At 68.2% G+C, this 20,883-nt stretch carries 18 protein-coding genes; 10 read left to right on the top strand and 8 right to left on the bottom strand.

Going from position 1 to position 20,883, the window contains the following annotated elements; all coding sequences use genetic code 11:
• From C468_RS09975 to C468_RS09955, 5 genes are all read left to right on the top strand, one after another.
• Positions 1–627 (top strand): SufD family Fe-S cluster assembly protein (locus C468_RS09975; RefSeq protein ID WP_008848758.1); only part of this gene is annotated, 627 nt, incomplete at its 5' end.
• Between the two features lies 1 nt (position 628).
• Positions 629–1,843, top strand: coding sequence for a Fe-S cluster assembly protein SufD (sufD, locus tag C468_RS09970; protein ID WP_008848757.1), 1,215 nt, complete (start codon positions 629–631; stop codon positions 1,841–1,843).
• Positions 1,844–2,053: 210 nt separating this feature from the next.
• On the top strand, positions 2,054–2,650 hold the full coding sequence (locus C468_RS09965; RefSeq protein WP_008848756.1) for a DUF5789 family protein: 597 nt from the start codon (positions 2,054–2,056) through the stop codon (positions 2,648–2,650).
• A gap of 98 nt (positions 2,651–2,748) precedes the next feature.
• Positions 2,749–3,234, top strand: coding sequence for a hypothetical protein (locus C468_RS09960; protein ID WP_008848755.1), 486 nt, complete (start codon positions 2,749–2,751; stop codon positions 3,232–3,234).
• A gap of 43 nt (positions 3,235–3,277) precedes the next feature.
• On the top strand, positions 3,278–3,718 hold the full coding sequence (locus tag C468_RS09955) for a metal-dependent transcriptional regulator (protein WP_008848754.1): 441 nt from the start codon (positions 3,278–3,280) through the stop codon (positions 3,716–3,718).
• 30 nt (positions 3,719–3,748) lie between these two features.
• Here the strand turns inward: C468_RS09955 and prf1 are convergent, their stop codons facing one another.
• Together prf1 and argS are read right to left on the bottom strand one after the other, a co-directional pair.
• Entirely contained in the window at positions 3,749–4,999 is a 1,251-nt protein-coding gene (gene prf1, locus C468_RS09950) for a peptide chain release factor aRF-1 (RefSeq protein WP_008848753.1), read from the bottom strand.
• 548 nt (positions 5,000–5,547) lie between these two features.
• Positions 5,548–7,356: an arginine--tRNA ligase gene (argS, locus tag C468_RS09945; protein ID WP_008848752.1), complete on the bottom strand. Its 1,809-nt coding sequence runs from the start codon at positions 7,354–7,356 to the stop codon at positions 5,548–5,550.
• Between the two features lie 456 nt (positions 7,357–7,812).
• Here argS and C468_RS09940 point away from each other — a divergent pair, with 456 nt between their 5' ends.
• Positions 7,813–8,457 carry a helix-turn-helix domain-containing protein gene (locus C468_RS09940; RefSeq protein WP_008848751.1) on the top strand — a complete coding sequence of 215 codons (645 nt, stop codon included), beginning with the start codon at positions 7,813–7,815 and terminating at the stop codon, positions 8,455–8,457.
• Between the two features lie 84 nt (positions 8,458–8,541).
• Positions 8,542–8,895 (top strand): DUF7344 domain-containing protein, encoded by a 354-nt coding sequence (locus C468_RS09935; RefSeq protein ID WP_008848750.1) that lies wholly within the window; start codon positions 8,542–8,544, stop codon positions 8,893–8,895.
• 56 nt (positions 8,896–8,951) lie between these two features.
• On the opposite strand, the gene C468_RS09930 is transcribed toward C468_RS09935, so the two are convergent.
• Together C468_RS09930 and C468_RS09925 are read right to left on the bottom strand one after the other, a co-directional pair.
• Positions 8,952–9,884, bottom strand: a complete 933-nt coding sequence (locus C468_RS09930; protein WP_008848749.1) for an NAD-dependent epimerase/dehydratase family protein — start codon at positions 9,882–9,884, stop codon at positions 8,952–8,954.
• A 121-nt stretch (positions 9,885–10,005) separates the two neighbouring features.
• Positions 10,006–11,616: an ABC transporter permease gene (locus C468_RS09925; RefSeq protein ID WP_008848748.1), complete on the bottom strand. Its 1,611-nt coding sequence runs from the start codon at positions 11,614–11,616 to the stop codon at positions 10,006–10,008.
• Between the two features lie 114 nt (positions 11,617–11,730).
• Between C468_RS09925 and C468_RS09920 the strand changes: the two genes are divergently transcribed.
• The 3 genes from C468_RS09920 (at position 11,731) to C468_RS09910 (ending at position 14,773) form a co-directional block, all read left to right on the top strand.
• The gene (locus C468_RS09920; RefSeq protein ID WP_008848747.1) at positions 11,731–12,300 is read left to right on the top strand and encodes a gluconate 2-dehydrogenase subunit 3 family protein; all 570 of its coding nucleotides are present in this window, start codon (positions 11,731–11,733) and stop codon (positions 12,298–12,300) included.
• Positions 12,297–13,904 carry a GMC family oxidoreductase gene (locus C468_RS09915; RefSeq protein WP_008848746.1) on the top strand — a complete coding sequence of 536 codons (1,608 nt, stop codon included), beginning with the start codon at positions 12,297–12,299 and terminating at the stop codon, positions 13,902–13,904. The genes C468_RS09920 and C468_RS09915 overlap by 4 nt, the downstream gene beginning before the upstream one ends.
• A 215-nt stretch (positions 13,905–14,119) precedes the next feature.
• On the top strand, positions 14,120–14,773 hold the full coding sequence (locus tag C468_RS09910; protein ID WP_241431005.1) for a dolichyl-phosphate hexose transferase: 654 nt from the start codon (positions 14,120–14,122) through the stop codon (positions 14,771–14,773).
• A 434-nt stretch (positions 14,774–15,207) separates the two neighbouring features.
• On the opposite strand, the gene C468_RS09905 is transcribed toward C468_RS09910, so the two are convergent.
• From C468_RS09905 to C468_RS09890, 4 genes are all read right to left on the bottom strand, one after another.
• Positions 15,208–17,502, bottom strand: a complete 2,295-nt coding sequence (locus C468_RS09905; RefSeq protein ID WP_008848744.1) for an ArnT family glycosyltransferase — start codon at positions 17,500–17,502, stop codon at positions 15,208–15,210.
• 21 nt (positions 17,503–17,523) lie between these two features.
• Complete coding sequence (locus C468_RS09900) at positions 17,524–18,651, bottom strand: extracellular solute-binding protein (protein WP_049912171.1); 1,128 nt, start codon at positions 18,649–18,651, stop codon at positions 17,524–17,526.
• A gap of 39 nt (positions 18,652–18,690) precedes the next feature.
• Positions 18,691–19,872 carry a hypothetical protein gene (locus C468_RS09895; RefSeq protein WP_008848742.1) on the bottom strand — a complete coding sequence of 394 codons (1,182 nt, stop codon included), beginning with the start codon at positions 19,870–19,872 and terminating at the stop codon, positions 18,691–18,693.
• Between the two features lie 22 nt (positions 19,873–19,894).
• Positions 19,895–20,883 (bottom strand): lysylphosphatidylglycerol synthase transmembrane domain-containing protein (locus tag C468_RS09890; RefSeq protein WP_008848741.1); only part of this gene is annotated, 989 nt, incomplete at its 5' end.

Genomic DNA, 20,883 nt, shown 5'->3' with positions numbered 1-20,883 from the left:
TCGGGGTCGATGGGGTCGAAGGCGACGATGCTGTACCCGTCGACGATCCTGAAGGGCCGCGGCGCCTCCGACAACCACATCACCATCGCGTTCGCGGGCGAGGGACAGAACATCGACACGGGCGCGAAGGTGTACCACAACGCGCCGGACACCAAGTCGACCGTCGAGTCGAAGTCGATCTCGAAAGACGGCGGCCGCACGAACTACCGCGGGCTCGTCCACATCGCGGACGGGGCGGAGAACTCCTCGACTGCGGTGGAGTGCGACGCGCTGATGTTCGACAACGAGTCGACGTCGGACACGATGCCGTACATGGAGATCAACGAGTCGAAGGTCGACGTCGCCCACGAGGCGACCGTCGGGAAGATCGGCGACGAGGACATCTTCTACCTCCAGTCGCGCGGACTGGACGACGACGACGCCAAACAGATGATCGTCTCGGGCTTCATCGAGCCCATCACCGAAGAGCTGCCCATCGAGTACGCCGTCGAGCTCAACCGGCTCGTCGAACTCGAAATGGAGGGCTCGCTNGGCTTCATCGAGCCCATCACCGAAGAGCTGCCCATCGAGTACGCCGTCGAGCTCAACCGGCTCGTCGAACTCGAAATGGAGGGCTCGCTCGGATAACATGAGCACGCAAGCAATCGAGAGCCTCTCAGAGGACACGGTACGACGCATCGCCGAGGAACGCGACGAGCCCGAGTGGCTCTTGGAGACACGTCTGAACGCGCTGTCCGCGCTGGAGACGGCCGAGCTGCCGGACGTGATCCAGACGCCCGGACGCCGCTGGACCGACCTGGAGGCGCTCGACTTCGAAAAGCTGGTCGACCCGCTGAACCAGTCCGACGCCACGGAGCGGTCCGCCGGCGACGACGGCGTCGTCGTCCTCCCGTTCACCGAGGCGTTCGACGAGTACGGCGACGTCATCGAGGCGCACTTCGGGTCGGTGCTCGATCCCGAGCACAACTACCTCACCGCGCTGTCGGTCGCGCTGTTCACGACCGGCACGTTCGTCTACGTCCCGGAAGGCGTCGACGTCGAGGACGTGACGGTGCGCGCGGAAATGAACTCCCGCTCGCTGTTCAGCCAGACGCTCGTCGTCGCCGAGGAGTCTTCCTCCGTGACGATCCTCGAGTCGATCGAGTCGGGCGACGAGGAGGTCGGTGACGACCGGTACTTCTCGAACCTCGTCGAGATCGTCGCTGGAGAGAACGCGAACGTCCAGTTCGGCTCGCTCCAGAACCTCGACGACGACACGTACACCTACTCGCTGAAGCGCGGCGACGTGGGCACGTACGGCACCGTCGACTGGATCGAGAGCAACTTCGGGTCGAAGCTGACGCGCTCTGACGTCGAGTCGGAGCTGAACGGCGACGGCGCCGAGAGCCAGATCGTCGGGACGTTCTTCGGCACCGACGACCAGCACTTCGACATCAACGCCCGCGTCTGGCACCAGGCCGAGCACACGACGGCCGACCTCGTCACGCGCGGCGTGCTCGACGACGTGGCCCGCTCCGTCTACGAGGGGGTCCAAGACGTCGGCAACGACGCGTGGAACACCTCTAGCTACCAGCGCGAGAACACGCTGATGCTGTCGGACGACGCCGAGGCCGACGCGTCGCCGAAGCTGATCATCCACAACCACGACACCGAGGCGTCCCACTCCGCGACGGTCGGGCAGGTCGACGCCGAGGACCTGTTCTACTTGGAGAGCCGCTCGATCGACTCGCACACGGCGCGGAACATGCTCGTCGAGGGCTTCTTCGTGCCCGTGTTAGAGGAGATCGCGGTCGACGAGTTCCGCGAGGACGTCGAGGAACTCGTCTTCGAGCGCCTGCAGTAACCGGGGTATCCGTCGACGGATCGACCGTCGTCGGATCCGTCCGCGGTCGGGTCCGGCCGTGGTCGGATCGACGCGGCGACGGGCGACACCGATTTTATCCCAGCGTTGAGGGACTCGAGATACCGATCTCCCGTGACGTTTATTGTTTCAAGAACAACTTATTTTCATATTACCTACAGGACTAAACGGTCGAGAGCCGTAGGCCTGCGAATGGGAGACGACAAGAGCGGACGAGAGAAACAGGCGCGAGACGAGGACGACCGCCAGCGGCGGCGCGATGTCGAAGCGGAGCTGGAGCGCGGCGACGAGTCGGAACCGGAGCTCGACGCCGCGGATCTTGGAGAGTTCGAAGCGGAACTCGAACAGTTGGAGTTCCCAGTGACGGGGGCGGATATCGTCGCGACGGTCGGCGACCGCGAGATCGCCTCACCCACAGCGCGGTACACCGTCGAGCAGTTAGTCCCGAACACGGACCGAGCGGTGTTCGACTCCCCGGACCGCGTCCGGGTTCGGATACAGCGACCCACGGTCGCCACGGCGATGAAGCGGATCGTGGAGGCCAGCGAGACGCTGCCGAACGAGGAGCTCGACGGGTCGCAGTACGACGCCTACGAGAAGACCTTCCTCGAACTCAAGCGGATCAGTCCCGACGACGACGAAGCGATCGCTGAGATCCGCGAGTGGGTCGTCGAGCGGATCCGCGACAAGGAGACGCTCCCGACCTCGCGGGGGATCCGCCGACAGGCGGCGAAAGTCTGTCGGCGGGAGGGACACCAGATCCGGAACAGCGACTGGCTCGGGATATAGAGCGCCAGCATCGCACCGGAGGGGAACTTCTTAAGTCGGACTACGTCTGAGTTGACGTGTATGCGAACGGGCGTATCGAACGGTGACGGGTGGTTGCCGTGAGCGTGAGCCAGCGGATCGCCTCCGACGACCAGCTCGCCCGGCTGTTACAGATCGGGATCGTGCTGGAGGAAGTGGTGGAGGCGCGGGCCCATCATCACTACCAGAGTCTCGACGCCGAGCTTGACGAGGAGATCGAGACGCTGCTCGCGGACGCAGCGGAGGAGTCGGCCGAGCACCGCCGGCGGCTGGAGTCGCTCATCGACGGACTCGGCGTCGACAGCGTCCCGTTCGACGAGATCGAATCGCTCGTGGACGCGCGGTACGGTCGAACCCGGCCAGAGGACTTCGACGGCGTGCTGTACGACCAGCTGTGTAACGAGGAAACCGCCTACAAGTTCTACGACGACCTCATCCAGGCGATCGAGGAGTCGAACGCCGAGTTCTCGATCGACAGCGGGGATCTGTTAGACGAGCTCAAAGCGATCCGCGAGGACGAGGCGGAGGGGGTCAGCGAGGTGACGGAGGTCATGGAGCGACGATGAACCGGGGCATCGAACCGACGACGAGCGCCGACGGAGGGAAGCCGTGAACACCGCAGACCAGTACCTCAAGACGATATACGTCGTACAGGAGCAGGAAGACGGCCCCGCCTCGACCGGGTCTGTCGCCGACTCGCTCGGCGTCAGCCCGGCGAGCGCCAACGAGATGATCGGGAAGCTCGAAGACCGCGGGCTGGCCGAGCACGAGAAGTACAAGGGAGTCCGCCTCACCGACGACGGGATCGTGCGGGCGCGGGACGCGCTCCAGACCTACTGTATCATCGAGCGCTTCCTCGCGAACGTGCTCGCGGTCGAGGACTTCCAAGCGGAGGCGCGCGAGCTGGAAGCGGTCATCGACGACACCGTCGCCGAGCGGCTCGACACGATCATCGACCGCCAGCCGGAGTGTCCGGACTGCTTCGATCCCGAGACCGACGCCTGCGCGTGTCTGGAGATCGCGGCGGCGCCCGTGGAGCCGGAGCAGTAGGCGAGCGTACGGACCTTTCGAGGCGCCCGCTTAGACGCCCGTGGAGTAGCGCAAAATACCCGCGATACCGCCGAACGCGTCCATCAGCTGTTCTCCCTTCTCGAAGTCGGTGGAGATGAACTTCGTCTCCGTGCCGCGCTGTTCGGCGATCGTCATCAGGTGTTCGATCACGTCTTCGCGCTCCTCCACGGCGGCGGCCTCGCCGCACTCGGAGCACTCGTGGTCCGGCGTCGAGTGCCGCGAGTCGACCACTTCGTACTCCTCGTGGCCGTTCGGGCACTCGTAAACGATCACGTCGGAGCGGAGGTCCTCGGAGATGAGCAGGCGGTCGACCGAGCCCATGATCAGGTTGCGGCGGGTCTGGTCGAAGCCGTAGGTGGCCTCCTCGCCGGTGTGGAGGTTCTCGAAGAACTCGTTCATGTGGCGTTTGTCCTCGACGATCTCCTGATCGGCGAGCGCCTCGCTCGCGTTGTCGACGAGGTCTTTCAGGCCGGACTCGTCGGTGTAGGCCACGTCGAACTTGCCGAGCACCTTGTCCTGCAGCTCGTGGTGGAGGTAGTCGCCGTCGAGGAACTCGTCTTTCGTCGGAGAGGGGCCGCCGACGAGGATGCCGTCGAGCTCGTGGCGCTTGTCCACGAACAGATCGTTGGCCATTCCCGCAACCTCCTGGTAGAAGTTGTCGATCGCTTCGAGCCGGAGGCGGGCGAACCGCTGGGCGGACTGCCCCCCCTTCCGCTGTTTGCCGGGGACGAGCGAGGAGGCGGACTTGACGGGCTCGATCCGCTTGCCCTTCAGCCAGCCGACGTTGGCCTCGCGGCGGTCGAGGACGATGAGCCCGAACAGCCCGGAGTCCTCCAGCATGTGTTCGAGCGGCTCGGTGAGGAACTCGGAGTCGCAGTGGTAGCGGAACGACTCGACGGGCTGGGGCGGCGACTCCAGCGTTCGGGTGACCATGTCGGTCTGACCGCCGCCGGCGTCGATCGCTCCCGAGAAGATCACGATGCCGTTCTCGGGCGGGAACGTGTCGTAGTAGCGGAGGCGGTCCTTGATCGACGTGAGCGCGTCCTGAACGGCCGTCCGGGTCTGCTTGGACTTGATGTTGGACGCCTCGCTGTGTTCCTGGGTGACGTGGGCGACCACGTCGGAGATCTGCCGGTCTTCGGGGATGTAGATGGTGACGAGCTGCGTGCCGGAGCCCTCGAAATCCTTGAGCTCCTCGATGACCTTGCGGAACTCGTACTTCCGCCGGTCCTCGCTCGCCCCTTGGGCGTCGCTACTCATTACCCGAACTACGGCGGCGTGCGTGTAAGTAAGCTTTGACCTCCCCGCCGGTGCGGCGGTACCGGGTCGCATGAGCGGTCGATCGCGGTGTTGTTTATAACTGATAGGCGGTGGCGCGTGCCGACGAGCGGCCACCGGCCGCGAGTCGCACGCGCGAGGGAGCCCGCGGCCGCCAGCGGCGGCCGCGGCGAGGCTGGGGAGNCCGCGAGTCGCACGCGCGAGGGAGCCCGCGGCCGCCAGCGGCGGCCGCGGCGAGGCTGGGGAGGCGTGAGGCGCTGTGCGGTGCGGGGCGAGGTGGGACTCAAAGGGGCAGTCGCGAGGACGAAGCACGACGACGCAAGCACCACAGCGAAGGAGCGATAGCGACTGAGCGAGGAGCACAGCGAGTCGCGCGAGTCGTCGCGACTGGGGCTTTGGAGGTCTTCACCGCAGGGTTACTAGCAACTATTTATAAGCGAGCGACTGGGGCTTTGGAGGTTTTCACCGTGGCGTCACCAGCGATGCTCCGATCGAAGAAAACCGGACGACCGAACCATTCTTCCCCGCTCCTACATCGACTCGGGCGCCTCGACCCCGAGCACGTCCAGCGCGTTCGCCATCGTGTGCTTGGCGGCCGCGACGAGCGCGACGCGGGCGGCCCGGAGCTCGTCGGTCTCGGCGGTGACGACCGGGCACTCCCGGTAGAAGGCGTTGTACGCGTCGGCGAACTCGCGGGTGAACGTGGCGATCGTGTGCGGTTCCAGGTCGTCCGCCGCCGCCTCGATCGCGGCCGGGAAGCGGGCGACCTCGCGGAGGAGCTCGCGGGCCGCCTCGGTCTCGAAGACCGCGGCGTCGACGTCGAGGGCGTCGACGTCGACCGCGCCCTCGGCGTCCGCCGTCACGCCCGGGACCTCGATCCCGGCGTCGGCCGCCTCGGCTAAGATTCCGCAACAGCGCGCGTGGACGTACTGGACGAACGGGGCGGACTGCCCCTCGAAGTCGAGCGCGTCCTCCCACTCGAAGGTGATCGCCTTCGCGGGCTGCTTCGAGACGATGTCGTACCGGACCGCGCCGATCCCGACCTGATGGGCGATGCGCTCGACGTCCGCCTCGGTGAGGTCGTCGTCGCGGATCCGGTCGTCCATCCGGGTCTCGACCGCCTCGCGGGCGCGGCCGATCGCCTCGTCGAGGAGGTCGTCGAGCATCACGCCCGTCCCGCGTCGGGTGGACATCTTCCCCTCGGGGAGGTTCACGTACGAGTAGATGACGTGGCCGAGCCGGTCGGTGTCGTTCCCGAGCAGCTCCAGGGTCGCGTCGAGCTGGTCGGCCTGCAGCTTGTGGTCCTCGCCGAGCACGGTGACGGCGCGGTCGTAGTTGTCGAACTTCCACTCGTGGTGGGCCAGGTCCCGGGTGGTGTAGAGGCTGGTGTCGTCCGAGCGCAGGAAGACGAGGTTCTTCTCGATCCCCCACTCGTCGAGTTCCAGCTGCCACGCATCCTCCTCGTAGACGGCCTGATCGGTCTCCTTGAGCCGCGCCGCGATGTCGTCGGTCGAGCCGTCGCGCATGAACCGCGTCTCCTTGACGAACTCGTCGAACTCCGCGGGGAGCCGCGCCAGACACGCTTTCATCCCGCCGAGGACGGTGTCGACCACCTCGCCGACGCGCTCGTACGTCTCCTCGTCGCCGGCCTCGAGCCCCTGCAGGATCGCGGCGATCTCCTCCTCCGCGGCCTCGACGGCCGCGTCGTCGGCCTCCTCCAGGTACGCGTTCCCCTTGCGGTAGTAGCGGACGAGGTCGTACTCGGCGCGGTCGCGCGCGGGCTCCTCGTTGAGGTCCGACTCGTCGAACCGCTCGTACGCCCACGTGAACACCGCCATCTGGCGGCCCGCGTCGTTGACGTAGTAGTGGCGGTCCACGTCGTAGCCGGCGTACGACAGGAGGTTCGCGACCGCGTCGCCGACGATCGGGTTGCGCGCGCGGCCGACGTGCACCGGGCCGGTCGGGTTCGCGCTCGTGTGCTCGACGACGACCGAGGCCTCCCGGTCGGGGAGCGCGCCGTAGCTCGCGTCGGCGGCGGCCGCGTCGAGCGTGTCGACGAGGTAGCGCTCGCCGGCGTGGAAGTTGACGTACGGGCCGGCGGTGTCGACCGCGTCGAGGTAGTCGTAGCCCGAGACGTCGACGGCGTCCGCGACGTCCGCGGCCACGCTCGGCGGGGCGGCGCCGACCTCGCCCGCGAGCCGGAAGGCGACGCTGGAGGCGAGCGTCGCGTCCATGTCGTCGGGCGGACGTTCGATGCCGAGGTCGTCGGTCGGGAGGTCCAGCGCGTCGAGCGCGTCGCCGAGCGCGTCGGCCACCTCCGACCGGAACTGCCTGAACATACCGTCCGTTCGTCGGTCGGCCTAAAAGGCCCTTCCGAAGCGGGGCGCGGGAGGAGGACGGACGGGCGAGTACACTCAATCCGCGCTGGCGCGTGCCGCCGAGCGCCCGCGCGCGGTCGTCGAGCGAACCGCGAGGCTGGGGAGGCGTGAGGTGTCGTGCGGGGCGGGCTTTGGAGACATCCCTGCGTGAACCAGCCGTAGCAGACGCATCTGCGTACAGCCGAGCGGCTGGGGCTTTGAAGCTGCTCGCCGTATCGGTGCTGATTTATAAGCGAGTAGCGTGGCCGTTCGAGAGTCCCGTTGCGTCAGCAACACCGAGGTACGACTCAACGGCGCTGTTGAAATTGATAGAATCTCACGGGAATAGCGAGACCGACACAGAGCGCGTCTCTCACAGCGGTTCACGTCGGGGTCGCCGAGCGAGTATTCATACCACGTGGCACCGATACTTCGGACATGAGCCTCGTTGCGGAGTTTACTATCGGTGGTGATGAGTTTCTCCTCGGTGAAGTACTTGCCAGCGACTCCGTCGCCCACATCGAGATGGAGCGCGTTGTCCCGGCGTCTCGACGGATAATGCCGTACGTCTGGATACATGGAGATGAACTCGATCAGTTCGAGGCATCGCTTCGCACCAGCGAGCAAGTCGTAGACTTCGCGCAGTTGGATCAAACAAGCGGGAGCGCTCTGTACCGCATCGATTGGGAAGACGAGGCGGAGAGTCTTATTGACGGAATAGCCGAAACCGACGCGACTATTCTCGAGGCTCGTGGGAAAAAAGAGTGGTTCTTCCGAATACGATTCGATTCTCACGCTGAATTCCTAAATTTCATTACGTTCTGTCGACAGCATGCTATCTCGATCAAATTGAACCGCTTGGACACGGTGACGGACAGAGGAGATCGCCCGGGGTTCGAGTTGACTGATTCGCAACGAGAGACGCTATTTCAAGCCGTCAGAGACGGATATTTCGAAGTTCCCCGTCGAACGACGCTCGACGAGATAGGGAACAAGCTCGGTATCACTCCACAGACCGCCTCAGAAAACCTTCGACGAGGGACGAACAAAGTTTTAAAAGAGATGTTACTGGATCTGTCATGAAGTCGTTCTGATCAAGCCGGGGTACTTATACGGGCTTATATAACAGGTGAAGAGTGAGGCGAGACTGCATCGAACTCATATATAATGCCAACCGTAGACCGCACGGAATGGAGTAAGATCTATGCTGCGCTGTCCAATGACGAGCGGCGTGAGTTACTCCGATACCTCAAAGACGTTCACGTGGCGCAAATCGAGGACGTGGCACAACAGCTTCTCAAGCGGGAGAGCGGCTCTGCTGAGGAGAAATCCGACGCGATGAAGATTAGACTTCACCACATGCACCTCCCGAAAGTGGGAGAGGCGGGACTTCTCACGTGGGACCCCCAGCAGAACCAGATTGCGCTGACCGCGCTGGGCTCACAGCTGCCGGCGGAGTTGATCGAACCGCGTCTGGGATCGTCACCGTCTGCTGGCGACAGAGAGATCGCACTGGACTGAAACCACGGTCCGGCGCGCTGACCTCTAACTGGGTCGACGAGACCGAACCGACCACACTATTCAACGATCTCGTCGATCAGCTCCCGCGCGCTTCGCCGGACGGCCTCGTCGCTCTCGATCGAGGGCTCCCAGCCGAGGTCGACGAGCCGCTCGATGGCGAGGCGCATCTTCGGCACATCGCCGGTCCAGCCGCGGTCGCCGCCGGTGTAGGCGTAGTCGGGGTCGACGCCCATCTCGTCGGCGACGATATCGGCGATGTCCGTGACCGAGGTGGTCGTGCGCGTCCCGAGATTGTAGACGTTCAGGTCGTCGTCGGCGTGCTCGACGACGTACTGGATGGCGTCGACGCACTCCGAGACGTGCATGTACGACTTCTCCTGCCGGCCGTCCCCGAGTATCTCCAGCTCGCTCGGGTCCGCGTCCAGCTTCTGGATGAAGTCGGGAATCACGTTCCCGCGCTGGTGGGGGCCGACGATGTTCGCGAACCGGAACACCCACGACTGGACCCCGTACGAGTGGGCGTGCGTCGAGATCAGCGCCTCGTCGGCGAGCTTCGAGGAGCCGTAGATGGAGATCGGCTCTAACGGGCCGTAGTCCTCCGGCGTCGGGCGGGGCGCCTCGCCGTACACCGTCGAGGAGGAGGTGAACGCGAGCCGGTCGACGCCGACCTCGTGCATGCGCTCTAAGACGTTGTACGTCATCGCCGTGTTGTCCTCGAACAGCTCGCGGTCGTCGTCGTAGTTCGTGTCGGTGTACGCGGCGAAGTGGAAGACCACGTCGAGGTCGCCCGTGACCGCCGCAGCGACGTCGCCGGGGTCGGTCAGGTCGGCCTCGACGAAGTCGGCGCCGTCGGGGACGCGGGCGCGGTCCCCCTTAGAGAGGTCGTCGGCGACGCGGACGGCGGCGCCGCGGTCGAGGAGGCTCGCGGCAAGGTGGCTGCCGACGAGCCCGGCGCCGCCCGTGACGAGCACGGTCGAGTCATCGAGCATACTCGCGGATCGGTTCGGCGCGATAAGTACGCGTCGGTCGATCTCAGACGGCGGGCCCGGGCTCGCGGTCAACCGCCCCCGAAAAGTCTCTCTCGCCTCTCCTCAGTTCCTCTCGGCCGCCTCACAACCCCTCTCGGCCGCCCTCCTGCGCGAGGATGACGACCATCGAGAGCCCGGAGATGACGAGCAGGATGAGGGTCGGAACGACGGCGTACTGGTACAGGGCCGTCTCCTGTGCGCGCCAGATCTGCGTGACGATCGTCTCGAACCCGGACGGGCGGAGGATGAGCGTGACCGGGAGCTCCTTCATCGTCGTGAGGAAGACGAGGGCGGCGCCGGCGACGATCCCGGACCGCGTGAGCGGGAACGTCACGCGGCGGAACGCCCCCATCGAAGACTCGCCGAGGGTGCGGCTCGCCTCGACGAGCTTGGGGTCGACCCCGAGGATCGCGGTCCGCGTCGAGCCGACGACCTGCGGCAGGAAGCGGACGACGTACGCGAACACCAACAGCGGGAGCGTCTGGTAGAGCCACGGGAGGTAGCCGGAGCCGAAGTAGACCAGCGCGAGCGCCAGCACGATCCCGGGGACGGCGAACCCGACGTACGTCGCCCGCTCGAACAGCGCCGCCAGCGGCGAGTCGTGGTTCGCGGCGAAGTACGCCACGGGGATCGCCGCCAGCGCGGCGGCGACCGCGGCGGCGGCGGCGACTGAGACGGAGTTGACGACCTGGATCGGTTCGAACGCCATGGAGGGACGGCGCCCGGTCTCGGAGCGGAGGAGCCACAACAGGAGGATCCAGATCGGAACCAAGAGCGCGACCGCCGACACCGACGCCGGCAGCAGCGTCGCCGGCCACCGCCACCGACCGAGACTCACGAGGCGGTCGGTGGTGCCCGCGTCGTCGCCCGGCGCGTCCCGGTTCGAGCGGACCAGCCACTCCAAGGCGAGCACGACGAGGACGACCGCGAGCAGTTGGAGCGAGAGCAGCGCGGCGTAGTCCCGACCGAACGCGTTGTACTCGACGTAGATCTGGCGGGTGAACACCGGGAGTCGCATGATCGACGGCGTGCCGAAGTCGGACACCGCGTACAGCGCCGCCAGTAGCGACCCGGCGGCGATCGCCGGCCGGATCACGGGGAGCGTGACCCGGCGGAACGCCTCGGTCCGGCCGTGGTTCAGCGTCCGAGCGGCCTCGATCAGCGTCGTGTCGAACGAGAGGAGGGCCGCGCGCGTCGTCAGATACACGTACGGGTACGTGTACAGCGTGATCACGAGGATCGTTCCGGGGAGCCCGTATATTTCCGGGAGCCGTTCGACCCCCAGCGGCGCGAGCACGTCGTGGAACTCCCCCTGCGGACCGAACGCAGAGACGAACGCGAACGCGCCGACGTAGCTCGGGACGACGAGCGGAAGCGCGGCGACGACGGACCAGAACCGACGGAACGGGAGGTCGGTGCGGGCGGTGAGGTACGCCAGCGGGACGCCCAGCAGAATCGAAAAAACCGTGACGCCGCCCATCAGCAGCAGGCTGTTGGCCAACACCTCCGCAGTGTCGGCGCTGAACAGCAGTTCCATCGCTCGCGCTCGCTCGACGGTGACGGCCTCGATCACCAGCCACGCGAGCGGGAACACCATCGTCGCGGCGATGGCCGCGGACAGCAGGGTCAGCCCCGGCGGGAGGCGATCGTCGCCGTCGGTCAGGAAATCGCGGAGCCGGCGTATCAGTCTCATAGTCCGAGAGGTGAGGTACGTGTCGACGGGAGGCGGCACCGACCGTTAGCAGTTCCGATCCGGTCGTCGTTCGGGTCCGACGGATATAATAGTTTAGGGAAGCCTAAACCGACTATGGAACTGACGCGGCGCGACGCGGCGGCCGCGCTGGCCGCCGTCGGCGCGACCGGTGGGGTCGCCGTCGCGGTCCGGCGCGTGACCGACGGCGCGGACGACGGTCGAGGGGCGACCGACGCCACAGACGGCGACGAAGGCGAGGCGCCCCCCAGCGAGGCGACCGTCCGCGGGTCGATGGCCGCGGTCGCCGCCGTCCTCTATCCGAGCGAGGTCGAGGGCGTCGAGGCGTTCGTCGACCGGTTCCTCGACGGGCGGCTCGACGGCTCGGCTCACGCCGAGGGAGTCCGTACTGCGGTCGGCGAGCTCGACGACGCGGCTCGCTCGTGGTACGACGCCCCGGTCGCGGCGCTCTCCGAGAGCGAGCGCGACCGACTCCTCCGCGAGGTCGGCGCCGACGTCGCCGACGAGGACCCTGAGGGGACCCTCGCCGAGCGGGTGCGCTACTACGTCGTCAACGAGCTGCTGCTCGCGCTGTACGCCTCGCCGACCGGCGGCGAGCTGGTCGGACTGGAGAACCCGCAGGGGCACCCCGGCGGGACGGAGAGCTACCGACGGGGGCCGCGATGAGCGCGGGAGAGCCCGACCGGTCCCCCGTCACGAACGCCGACGTCTGCGTGGTCGGCGCCGGCCCCGCGGGCGCGCTCGTCGCCGACCGGCTGGCGGCCGACCACGAGGTGGTCGTCCTCGACGCCGGTCCCCGATTCGACCCCGCGGACCGCCTCGCGCGCCAGGAGCGGGCGATCCGCCCGAGCTACGACCGGCCCGACGTCTGGGACGTTGGCGGCGAACGAGACGCACACGCCAACTCCGGAGAGCGGGTCTACCCGCTGAATCACGCCCGGGTTAAGGGAGTCGGCGGGTCGACGCTCCACTGGCAGGGGATGGTGATGCGGCTCCACGAGGACGACTTCAACTCGGAGACCGAGCGCGGCGTCGGCGCGGACTGGCCGATCGACTACGCCGACCTCCGGCCGTACTACGCCGCGGCGGAGCGCGAGCTGGGCGTCGCCGGCGCCTCCGATAACCCCTACGCGCCGCCGCGCGAGGAGCCGCACCCCATGCCGGCGTTCGAGCCCTCCTACAGCGACTCGCTGTTCGCCGAGGCGTGCGAGGAGCTCGGGATCGATATGCACTCGGTACCGAACGCCCGCAACTCCGAGGCGTACGACGGCCGGTCCGCCTGCGTCGGCTACGGCACCTGCCAGCCGGTGTGTCCGGCCGGCGCGAAGTACGACGCGACGGTCCATATCGAGCGCGCCGAGGAGCAGGGGGCGACCGTCATCGACTGCGCGGCGGTCGGGCGACTCGAACACGACGCCGACCGCGTCACCGCCGCGGCGTACGCGACGCCCGACGGCGAGGAACACCGACAGACGGCCGACGCCTTCGTCGTCGCCTGCGGCGGCGTGGAGACGCCGCGGCTCCTGCTGCTCTCCGAGTCGGACCGGTACCCCGACGGGCTGGCGAACTCCAGCGGGACGGTCGGGAAGTTCTTCATGGACCACCTGTTCGCGGGCGTCGGCGGCACCCTCGACGAGCCCACCCGGCAGAACCACGTCGGCTTCTACACGAGCGCGTGCGACCAGTTCTACGACGAGGCGGACGAGTCGGTCGGGCCGTTCAAGCTGGAGTTCTTCAACTACGCCGGTCCCTCGCCGGTCGAGCAGGCGCTGACCGGCGACGACTGGGGCGACGCGCTTCTCGACCGGCTCCGCGACGGCTACGGCACCCACGTGGCGATGGGCGGGCTGGTCGAGCAGCTCCCCCGAGCGGACAGCTACGTCGGGCTCGACCCCGACCGCACCGACGACCGCGGCAACCCGGTGCCCGAGATCCACTGGAGCGTCGGCGACCGCGCCCTCCGGACGATCGAGCGCGCGAACGAGGTCCAGCGGTCGGTCCTCGAAGCGCTCGGCGCGGATATCGAGTGGGTCGCCGGCCCCGACGCGACCGGACCGGCCTACCACCACATGGGGACCACCCGGATGAGCGCGGACCCCGACGCCGGCGTCGTCGACGCCGACTGCCGGACCCACGACCTAGACAACTGCTGGATCGCGTCGAGCGCCGTCTTCCCCACGAGCGGCGCGATGAACCCCACCCTGACGATCGCCGCGCTCGCGCTGCGTGCCGCCGACGACGTCCGAGAGCGCCTCACACATACGCTTTAGGTAAACCTAAAAACTCAAGTGGGTGGGGCGACCTGTTCGAGGTAATGAGTGAGTCACTCAGCGCGAACGGGTCGGCCGACGAGGTCGACGAGACGGAGACCGCACCCGATATCGACGCGGCGACCGCCGACGGCGAGCCGGTGACCGCCGAACGCGGCGCCGCGACCGCCGACGGCGACGCCGATCGCTACACGTTCGACGATCTGAGCGTCGTGATGGGGACGTACAACGAGGAGGAGGCGATCGGCACCGTGCTCGACGACATCGAGCGCGTCACGAACGGGCGAGCCGAGGTCGTCTGCGTCGACGGCTCCTCGGACCGGACGCCCGAGATCGCCCGCGAGCGCGGCGCGACCGTGATCGAACAGGAGCCGCAGGGGTACGGCGTCGCGGTCCGCGAGGCCGTCCTGACGCCGGACCGCCCGGTGGTCGTCACGACCGACTGCGACGACACCTACCCGATGGACCGGCTCCCCGACTTCCTCGACGCGGTCAACGACGGCGCCGACGTGGTCAGCGGCGACCGGCTCTACCACGGCGCGGAGTCGATGCCGGCGTTCAACCGGTTCGGGAACCAGGCGTTCGCGGCGCTCGCGTCCCTCCTCATGGGCGAGCGCGTCCACGACACGACGACCGGCATGCGCGCGTACCGCCGCGAGGTCGTACAGGACATCGGGTGGACCGAGAACACCGGGCTCTCCGCCGAGCTGCTGATCCGCCCGCTGATGCGCGGCTACGACGTGCGCGAGGCGCCGATCGAGTACGCCGAGCGGCTGGGCGAGACGAAGCTCGACCCGATCGAGGGCGGCGCCGCCATCGCGAAGTCGATCGTGACCGTCTGCCTCGAAGAGCAACTCCGACGGTTCTGAGCGGGGAACGGTTCCAGAATACCGGAGAGCAGGACTTTCGCTGACAGTACGAAACACGGCAGCGACGTAGTGTATAAATAGAACTGCGGTCGCGACAACTATTTATAAATGAACGCGGTGGCGCGTGCCTCCGAGCGGCCGAGGCCGCGAGGAGCACGCGCGAGGGAGTCAGTCGCCCGGAGCAACGCGGAGGGCGGCTGACGAGGCTGGGGAGGCGTGAGGCTGTGCCGTGCGGTCGGATGAGACTCAAAGGGGCAGTCGCCGGCGGCAACGCCGCCGGCTTCCAGAGGCGCTTCGCGCCTCGCGGCTGGGGCTTTGGAGGCCGTCACCGTCGATCCGTCATCAACTATTTATAAGCGAGCGGCTGGGGCTTTGAAGGCCGTCACCGTCGATCCGACGACAACCGTTTATAAGCATCTACCGGCAGCCCACCGCTATCCCTCATCTCCGACACCGTCAGCGTCCGTCTCGAAGACCACCCACTCGGCGTGGGCGTCCGGGTTCTCGGGGAGGTACGTCCCCTCGGTCCCGCACTCGGTGACCAGCCGACACACCGAGCGCTCGGGAGGCCAGACGACCTCGACGCGGTCGCCGTCGCCCGCAGCGGCGTCACCCGCGACCCGAACCGCCGCCTCCTGTCGGTAGGTGAACGTCGAGCCCGCCGGGTCGACGAGCGTCACCGTCACGATGACCTCGTCGCCAGCGGGGTCGATCGGGACGGTCGCGTTCGGCGCGCCGCCGAGCCGAACCCCGTCGGCCGAGACCGACCAGTCGACGGAGAGCGATCCGCCGGGGTCGTTCACCGCATAGCGTGCGAACCCGTTCCCGCCGACGGCTATCCCGTCGCCGACGCTCTCACCGCCACTGCCGCGCACGGTCTCCACGCGGATCCGCGCGCTCTCGACGCGCTCTGGGACGCCGACGGTCGTCTCAGCGTCGACCCGGGCGCCCTCGCGGACGTCGAGCGGTTCGAGCTTCGGAGCCACGTGGCGGTCCGGATCCGGCGTCCACTCCCCCTGATACGCGTACCGACGAAGCTCGCGGTCTGGGTACGCGTCGATCACCGCGAAGTCCTCGGCCGGGTCGCGGTCGAGCGCGTACACGACCTCGCCGTCCAGCCCGGGGTCGTTCCGGAGCGGCTGGAACGGGTGGTTGAGCCACTCGCCGTACGGCGTGGGGACGAACACGAGGTCGCCGTCGAACTCGGCCGACTCGATCGGCTCGTAGGCCGCCCCGTACTTGTCGGCGTGCGCCGCGTGGCGGTCGAGGGGGCCCTCGACCGCGGCGGCGGCGCCGAGCGCCCCGCCGAGGAGCGCGAGGACCGCGACCGCGACGACCGCCGCGCGCGCGGTTCCCGGCGTCAGCCGAGCGGCGAGCCGCGTCCGAAGTCGGACAAGACCCCGGCTGCCGGCGACGACGGCGACCGCGCCGAAGAGCGACAGCGGCACGAGGAGGTCGAAGTGGTAGAACGGCCCGAAGCCGGCGACCAGCCCGTCGGTCGGGTCCGACAGCGTCGCGAGGAGGTTGTTCGTCCCCCAGAAGAAGAGGTTCCCGACCACGACGGAGACGACGACGCCCCCGATCAGGAGCCCGGCGGTGCGCTCGAAGCGGCGGTCCGCGAGAGCGTCGCCGCCTCCGTCTCCCGCCCCGATCGCGCGCCGCCCCGCCAGCCACCGCCGCGCGGCCAGCCCGCCGCCCGCGAGCGCGAGCAGCGTGCCAAGCGGCCCGGCGACGACCCAGCGCGTGGCGAGGTACCACAGCGCGTACCCGTTCGAGCGGAGCGCCAGCTCGGGCGTGTACTCCTCGCTGTGGCCGAGGATCCGACGTTCGCCGAACCCGGGACCGTCCATCGGCGCGAACGCCTCGTAAGGGAACGTCAGCGGAGACCCGGTCAGCCGCAGGTTGTACGCGAGGGTGATACCCACGAAGAGGGTCCCGAACAGCGCCGTAAGCCCGTGGCGACGGACCGGACCGGGGAGCGGCCGAAGGGCGGTCTCCCGGCCCGAGAGGTCGTCCCGAACGGCGACGGCGACCCCCCTGATCGCGTGCAGGATGAACGGTGCCGCGAACAGCACCGCCGTGAACGGCCGGGCGAAGAAGGCGAGCCCGATCGCGACGCCCGCGAGCCCGGCGAGCGGGAGCGAGCGGTCGCGGACGCTCCGGAGGTACGCCACCGCGAACAGCAGGTTCAAGAACGTCGTCGGGGCGTACGGGAGGAACACCGAGGAGGTGACGAGCGCCAGCGGCGAGGCCGCGAAGAGGACCGCCGCCGCGAGGCCGACGCGCCGGTCGAAGACCATTGAGCCGAGCAGGGACACGAGCGCCGCGTTGCCGGCGGCGACGACGGCGAGCGTCACCCGCGGCTCCCCGAACAGCCACATCGAGACCGCGTACATCGCGGCCGGGACGGGGTTGTACTTCGGGTAGAGCCGCCCGCCGTCCTCGACGAAGAACCACGGGTGGACGGCGTCGGCCAGCTCGCCGGCGTGGATCTCCAGCTGTCCGGAGAGCAGCATCGCGGCCTGGGTGAGGTACACTCCCTCGTCGTGGTTGACGGAGTGGTACCGGAACAGCGTCGCGGCGATGGCGAAGGTGAGGACGCCGGTCGCGACGGCGACGAGAGCGGCCGCCAGCGTGAGGCGGTCGGCCCCGGCGATCCGGGCGCGGCCCCGGCTGACGAGGCGACGGACGAGCGAACGCGGACTGGAGGAGTCGGAGCTGGACGACACGGGAGTCGGTGAGTGAGGGGCCTAGACCTCGACGCCGGCGTCGCGCATGAGGTCGATCGTCGTCTCGAGGTCGGAGAGCTTCGTCAGGTCGATGTCCGGCACGTCGAGCTCGTCGATTGTGGGGAGGTCGCCGATCGGCTCCACGTCCGGAATCAGCGGGTATTCGAACGTCGTCCGAGCGAAGTAGTCCTGCGCCTCGGCCGACAGCAGGTGCCGGACGAAGTTCTCGGCGAGGGTCGGGTCGCTCGCCGTGTCCACGACCGCGGCGCCGGCGACGTTGAACACCGCGCCGGCGTCGCCCTCCGTGAACGCGGTCTCGATCGTCGCTTCCGGGTTGCCGTCGAGGACGCGCTGGATGTAGTAGTGGTTCGTGAACGCCGCGTCGATGTTGCCGTCGGCGATCTCCTGACAGACCCGGAGCTCGTCGCCGTACGAGCTGATCCCCGACTCCACGACGGCCTCGAGCCACTCCCGAGTCGCCTCCTCGCCCTCGATGAGTCGCATCGCGGTGACGAACGCCTGACAGGAGCCGTAGGAGGGCGCCCAGCCGAGGTCGCCGTCGAACTCCTCGGGGAAGGCCATGATGTCAGTGGGGATCTCCGACGCGTCGTACTCGTCGCCGTCGTAGGGGATGCTCCGGGCCCGTCCGGACGTACCGACCCACTGATCGGTCCGGAACTCGGACCGGACCAGGTCGGTGATCTCGGAGGGGAGCGACCGGGTGCGTTCCTCACTCGCGAGCGCGCCGAGCGCGCCTGCGTTGACCGAGTAGAACACGTCGGCGGGCGAGCCCTCGCCCTCGCTGACGATCGCGTTCACGTGATCGGTGGAACCGGCGTATCGGACGGTCAGGTCGAAGTCGTCGTACTGCTCGTCGATGTACTCGACGAGGTCGCCGACAAGGAACTCGCCGCGGCCGGAGTAGACGGTGAGCTCGCCCTCCAAGTCGGGCATCTCGGCGATGGGGGTGCCGCCGGGAAGTCCGCGCCCCTCGCGCCCGGAGCCGATCTGTCCGATCGAATCCGTTCCGTCGCCGCCGTCGTCCGTCTCGTCGCCGCCCGTACAGCCCGCGAGCCCGACGGTCCCGAGTGCGCCCGTAGCCGCGAGGAATCGGCGGCGGTCCACGTCTTCTGGAAGAGTGTAAGTCATGTATTTTAGGGTAGCCTAAATCAACTTAGTGGTGTCGATTCAGTCGTCCGCGACCGCCGGCGTCCGGCGGATCGCGTCAAGGCAGTCGAGCCAGTCGCGCATGTGTTCGCCGACGTGGGTGAAGAACGCACCGTTCCGGTACTCGTCGAACTCGCCGTCGGCGAGCCGGTCGGCCATCGCGTCGTACACGGCGGCGTAGTCGTCGGCGTCCGCGCCCGCGTCGTCAATCAGCTCCCAGAGGTGCTCGTTGAGCTCGAGCCCGGCGACCTCGTTGTGGAGGTCGTCGAACGTCGAGCGAGCGGCCTTGTTGTGTTCACAGAGCGGCCGGCCGTTGTAGATCCGCTTGCCCAGCACGTCGCAGGCCCGTTTTAAGAACACGCCCGACCAGATGTCGTCGAACCGCCCGACCTCCCACTCGTTGTCGTCCATCGGGAGCTGGTAGAACGCGGGGATCACCTCGCGGCGGAACGCGAGGTTCATCGAGCAGACGGTGAGGTAGTTGCCGCGACCGGCGACGAAGTCGTCGCCGAAGTCGTCGGCGGTCGTCCGCGTCTGCGCCTGCCCCTCCAGGTCGCCGTCCATCAGGATCCGGACCGCGTCGAGGTCCGGGACGTTCGTCCACAGGCCCTGCGAGGCGACGACCTCGCCGGACTCGATTTCGACGGTGTCCATCTCGACCGTCTCGTCCATCGCGGAGTACGGGTAGCCGCGCGGGTAGAGCCCGTGTTCGTCGGCGTTCTGGTAGAGGACGTTGACCCAGCTCTCGTCGGAGCTGACGCGCTCGATCTCGCCCTCGAACGCGAGGTTCTCCATGTGACGGCCGAAGTAGTCCTCGTCGTCGTGCGGGAGCGTGTCGTCGTCGATGAACAGGCCGTACTCGAACGACTCGTCGGCCCACATGTAGAGGAGGCCGAAGCTCGTCTCGGCGTGGCTCGCGGCCGGGACGACGTGGCCGTACTCCGCGACGTCGTTGGCCTCGTACCACTCCTCGCGCCGGGCCCCGTCAAAGACCTCGCCGGAGACGTCGAGGTCGTCGAGCATGGCGCGCATCTCGTCGACGTCACAGAAGTCCTCGGTGACGAGCACGAAGTGGAGCCGCGACACGTCGAACCCGTGCTCCCGGGCGTTCGCGACGTACTCGCGGAGGCACTCGTACTCTCGGATGGTGGGGACGATCACGCAGATGTCCCCGCTCGCGTCGTGTGGGCGGCGTTCTCCCATATCCTATAATTTTTAGGTCGACCTAAAAGTCTGACGGTCCGGAGTTCGACGACTCGCGCTCGCCGGGCGGGTCGCCGGCCGCTCCCGCCGCACCGGACTCGGCCGTGACGCTCCCTCCGTCGGCTTGCGCCGAGGGAGCCGACTCACCGTCTCCCGGGGTGCCGGCCGTCGGCGAGAGGCCGAGCGCGAGGGCCGCGACCCCGCCGCCGGCGAGCGTGATCGCGTTCTTCAGCGCGTGGTCGAGGATCGCGGCCGCGAGCGCCGTCTCGACGGGAAGCCCCGTGGCGCTCACGACGAGCGCGGTGAACGCCGCCTCGTACAGCCCGATTCCACCCTGCGAGAGGGGGAGCACCTTCGCGAGGTTCCCGACGCTGACCGCGAGCGTCCCGACGACGACCAGCGTCGGCGCGGGGACGAGCCCACCGACCCCGCCCGTGAGCGCGGCGAGGACGAGAACGGCGGTGAGCACGTCGAGCGCCCAGACGACGACGCTCCACAGGAACACCGCGCCGAGGCGACGCGGGTCGGCAGCGACGACTCGGACGGACGCACCAAACCGGACGGCGGCGGCGACTGCCCGCGCGAGCCGCGGCCTGGCGACCCGAGCGCGGAGCGCCGGGCCGAATCGCCGGTCGCTTCGGGCGACGGCGACGGTACCGACGGAGAGGACGACCGCGATGACGGCGACGCCGGCCGCCGCCGCGAGCGCGGTCGACGGCGCGACGGCGCCGACCGACCGGCCGGACTCGGGCGACCGACCGGTCAGGAGCAGGACCCCGAGCGCGGCGCCCCCGAGGACGCCGATCGCCACGAGGTCGAACGCGCGCTCGACCGCGAGCGAGGCGATCCCGGTCGGATACGCCACGTCACGTCGCCGCTTGAGGAGGTACGCCCGGACCCCGTCGCCGGCCCGCGCGGGGATCGCGAGGTTCGCCGTCTGGCTGGCGAACACCGTCGCCGTGAGGAACCCGGTCCGGCAGCGCCGCCCCATCGCCGCGAGCACGTCGGCGT

It is taken from the genome of Halorubrum kocurii JCM 14978 (genome assembly GCF_000337355.1).
GTDB lineage: Archaea > Halobacteriota > Halobacteria > Halobacteriales > Haloferacaceae > Halorubrum > Halorubrum kocurii.
This window is presented reverse-complemented; position numbering and strand designations above follow the sequence as displayed.